The sequence below is a fragment of the Synechococcus sp. R3-13 genome (assembly GCF_047462195.1).
In the GTDB taxonomy this organism is placed as follows: domain Bacteria; phylum Cyanobacteriota; class Cyanobacteriia; order Thermostichales; family Thermostichaceae; genus Thermostichus.
The window spans coordinates 1-3,521 of sequence record NZ_JANSIO010000441.1 but is presented as its reverse complement, the minus strand read 5'-3'; the positions used below and the strand labels follow the sequence as shown (position 1 = coordinate 3,521).

At 60.0% G+C, this 3,521-nt stretch carries 3 protein-coding genes; all 3 read right to left on the bottom strand.

The features are described from left to right. Window positions 1-118 precede the first annotated feature (118 nt). The 3 genes from NW856_RS12700 to hisG all read right to left on the bottom strand — a co-directional run bounded on the left by NW856_RS12700 (window position 119) and on the right by hisG (window position 3,277). Window positions 119-1,303, bottom strand: a complete 1,185-nt coding sequence (locus NW856_RS12700; RefSeq protein ID WP_414400568.1) for an NAD(P)/FAD-dependent oxidoreductase — start codon at window positions 1,301-1,303, stop codon at window positions 119-121. 363 nt (window positions 1,304-1,666) lie between these two features. After that, window positions 1,667-2,461 carry a photosystem II manganese-stabilizing polypeptide gene (locus NW856_RS12695; RefSeq protein WP_414400567.1) on the bottom strand — a complete coding sequence of 265 codons (795 nt, stop codon included), beginning with the start codon at window positions 2,459-2,461 and terminating at the stop codon, window positions 1,667-1,669. Between the two features lie 108 nt (window positions 2,462-2,569). Further along, the gene (hisG, locus tag NW856_RS12690) at window positions 2,570-3,277 is read right to left on the bottom strand and encodes an ATP phosphoribosyltransferase (protein ID WP_414400566.1); all 708 of its coding nucleotides are present in this window, start codon (window positions 3,275-3,277) and stop codon (window positions 2,570-2,572) included. Window positions 3,278-3,521: the final 244 nt, after the last annotated feature.

The following is a 3,521-nucleotide window of genomic DNA, read 5'->3' as shown; positions in this document are numbered from 1 at the left end:
CAGGGCTACTGAAAGCCCGCACTCTTTCGCTTTAGCGGCGCCGAGCGCTTTGCGTCAGCATGAGTGGTGCGGGTAGTTTACACTTGCTCGGCGAGGAGCATCGAGAGCAGGCAAGGCATCAACTCCAAACCTGGGCAAACCGCCCCGGCGATAGAGCAGGGATCCATTCATCCGCCTGTCCATAGGCTTGTTGGGCGAAGCGACGGGCCAAAGCGGGCACGATGGGCAGGGGGTTGCTGAAGCCGGAAAACAGTTGCAAGCCTTCCCAACCGGGCAGGGATCCCACCAGAGGCTGGTGATCAGCGCTAAAGGCCACCAAGCAGTGATACCACCGTCCGGGCAGGTGGGCCAACTTGGGCAGGTAGCGACCGGCTTGTGCCCGGATCTGGGCTTCGCTGGCGGCTGCATCCACCTCGGCATGGGGATCCGTCAATACCCGGCTGATCTGGCCCATGCGAATGCTGCCATCTACAAATTGCAGGATCCCGGCATCCAGAATCGGCGGGCAAAGCTCGTGCCCTGGCTCGTCCCAAAGGGGATCCCGATCGGGATGGGCGGCTTGTCGTTCCAGTTCCAAGCGTTGCACGGGCACGCTCATCACCAGCGCTTTCAATTGCAAATCCGAGGGCTCCAGCTCCAGGGATTCGGCATGGGTGTAGTAGATGGGCACCCGGATTCCCGCTTGGCGCAACAGAGCCCGTGTCCAGCCGCCGGCGCACACCACCACCTGGCCTGCTCCGTAGCAGTCGGCTCCGGACTCTACGCCCGTGATGCGCGCTCCCTGCCGCCGCAGGGCCGTTGCTGTTGCGATCAAGAGGGATCCCCCCAATCGTTGCAAGGCTGTTTGAAAGGCCAGCGCCGTCAACAAGGGGTTGATGTGGCCATGCCGAGCCCAGAGCACTGCTTCCAGAGCTGCCGGATCCAGCAGTGGCTCCAGCTCGCAGGCTGCCGCCACCGAAATCCGCCGGGGTGGGATGCGACAGTCGGCCAGATCCGCCTCGACAGCCTCCACATCACAGCCGGGGGCAATGGGCATGAGCAGGTCCAGCTCACGAAATTGAATGTCTGCCTCCAACTCCTCTGACAGGGTGCGGTAGCGTTGGATCCCTTCTTCCCCCAAAGCTTTGAGCATCGGCGTTTTGCCCGCCCAATGGGCCAAGCCCCCGTAGCTGTAGCGGGTTGCCCCCTTCAGCACCGCTTCTTTCTCCACGAGGAGAACGGATCCCCCCTGGCGGGCCAGTTCATAGCTTAGGGCTGCCCCGGTAATCCCGCCACCGATCACGATCCAGTCGTAGTTGGCCATCGCTTCCCTCGTTGCCCTGAACCTCATCTTGCGGCAAAGTGGCTCCGTTCAGGGTAGCAAGCACAGCAGAACTCGGATCCGCACTGGTGGCGGTACTGGCTGAAGCGGAACTCACAAAGGGCTTCCTTGAGTCCAGATTGAGAGTCCCCTTGGGTCCAGAGTCAACATAAAAGGCAGGTTAGTGGCATCGGCCATCTGCAAATGAACCTGTGGCGGCATCTGGCCCAGACTTTATCGCTGCACACTTCCCCAACGGGCAAACCCAGACAGACATAGTATCAACAGAAATAGGCAGGGATCGCCGGGATCTCTGCCCATCTCAAGCCCGAAATTGGATCTCTTCTCGGCTTTCCTCAAGCCTCTTCAAGACTCCTGCGCCAGGCGGGCGTAAAACAGGCCTTGAATGCGAACAGTGTGGGGTTCCATCGCCCCTTGCTCGGTGCTGGAAGGCTGAATGCTAACAAAGGATCCCGCCATCTCCCCGGTGCTGGCATCCACGCGAGCAATCCGCAGGGACATTTTCCCCTGGGAAACCTCGTCCACCTTGCGGTTGGTGGCAAAATCATCTTTGGAAGCCTGTAGACCTACCGCAGTGTCGTAGCCGGTGTTGGATCCCCGCCCGCGCGGGTCGAGGAAGGTGCTGCTGTGATAGCCGGGCACCAAGAACTCCCCTTCAAAATCGGTCGAAGGGTCAATGGCGGAGCCCTGGGCAGTGGCGACCAAGTCTTTCACGCTAAACAGAAACGGCACCAGCTCGCGGCGGGGCATTTGGCCGGTGGTCGGCTGAGAGGTGATCCCATCCACCACTTTGAGCTCCAGCGCACCGTCTTTGGGAGTCACCTCAGCTTTAATCGGCCCCAGAGTGGCCGCTGAGATCAGGATGTTTTTGGCCTTGATGAACTCTTTCTCGCCGTTCCGCTTTTCCTCTTCCACCTCAATTTGCACCGGCTGGAAGCAGACATCCGTCAGCTTCAGGGATCCCCCCCTAGGCACTTCGATACGGCCCCGGGCGTTGTCCGAGACCGAAGGGCAAATGGCGGCCTTGCCGGTGTTGCGGATCTGGTCATAGGTCAGCGGGGCTTTGGCAGCCTCAGCCGGAACAGCAAAGACGCTCAAACAAAGCGCCAACAGGATGGCGAGCAGTGGACGGTACCGCATAATCAACCTCGAAAAACCTTTTTTGAATCTGAACGCTGCTGGGGGAAATAAGCCCGAATGCCCCCATTGTACGCAATCGTGATCCCCCTCAGAGGAAGTGCCTCAAAATTAGCCACCCACCAACAGGGATCCCAGCCAGCGTTCCCGAATCTGGGTGACCAGCTCGCGGATAGGCTGCTGGTTGACACGGTAGCTGATGGGATGGGCAATCAGACGAGCTGTGCTCTCGAATAGGCAGTCTCGCTCGACCAGGCCATTCTCCCTCAGGGTGCGCCCTGTGGCCACCAAGTCGACGATGGCATCGGCCATACCGGTGAGGGGGGCCAGCTCCACCGAGCCATAGAGAGAGATGAGCTCCACCGGCAAATCCAGACGGTCAAAATACTCGCGGGCGCAGCCGACAAACTTGGAAGCCACGCGGGCATGAGCAGGCAACTGAGCTGCCGAGCGGTAGGGGCTATCTTGGGGAAGAGCCACCGACATACGACAGTGGCCAAATTGGAGATCCAACAGGTGGGCCACCCGCGCTGCGGTGCCGGCATAGCGCTCTCGCAAGATGTCGTAGCCGACAATGCCCAATTGCGCCTGCCCATACTCCACATACACCGGCACATCGTGCGTGCGCACCAGCAGCGCTTCGTAGCGTTGCCCGTTCAGCCGGGTGGGGGACTCAATCCGCAGTAGGCGATTGCCGGGATCCAAAAAACGACTAAAATCGATCCCCACCTGCTGCAGACATTGAATGGCCTCAGGCAGCAGGGCCCCCTTGGCCAGAGCAATCGTGATGGGTGGGCTGTCGGGACGGCCATCCAGCATTTTTTCAGCATCTACATCTACATCTGACCTTGATCTGATCTTGGGCCGGAAGTAATTGGTATGAACAAACACAAGAATCTCGGGATCCCCGCCTGCCGAGTGGACTCCTGGTAGAGACGGGTTAGAACGAGGGGCCTAGGGGGAAACATCAGCGAGAATGCCCAGAGACAGGCCGGCAGCAAGCGGGCTCTCCCAGAAAAGCAAGCCCCCTTGATTGTAGGGGATCGGAATCCCGGCAGCGATT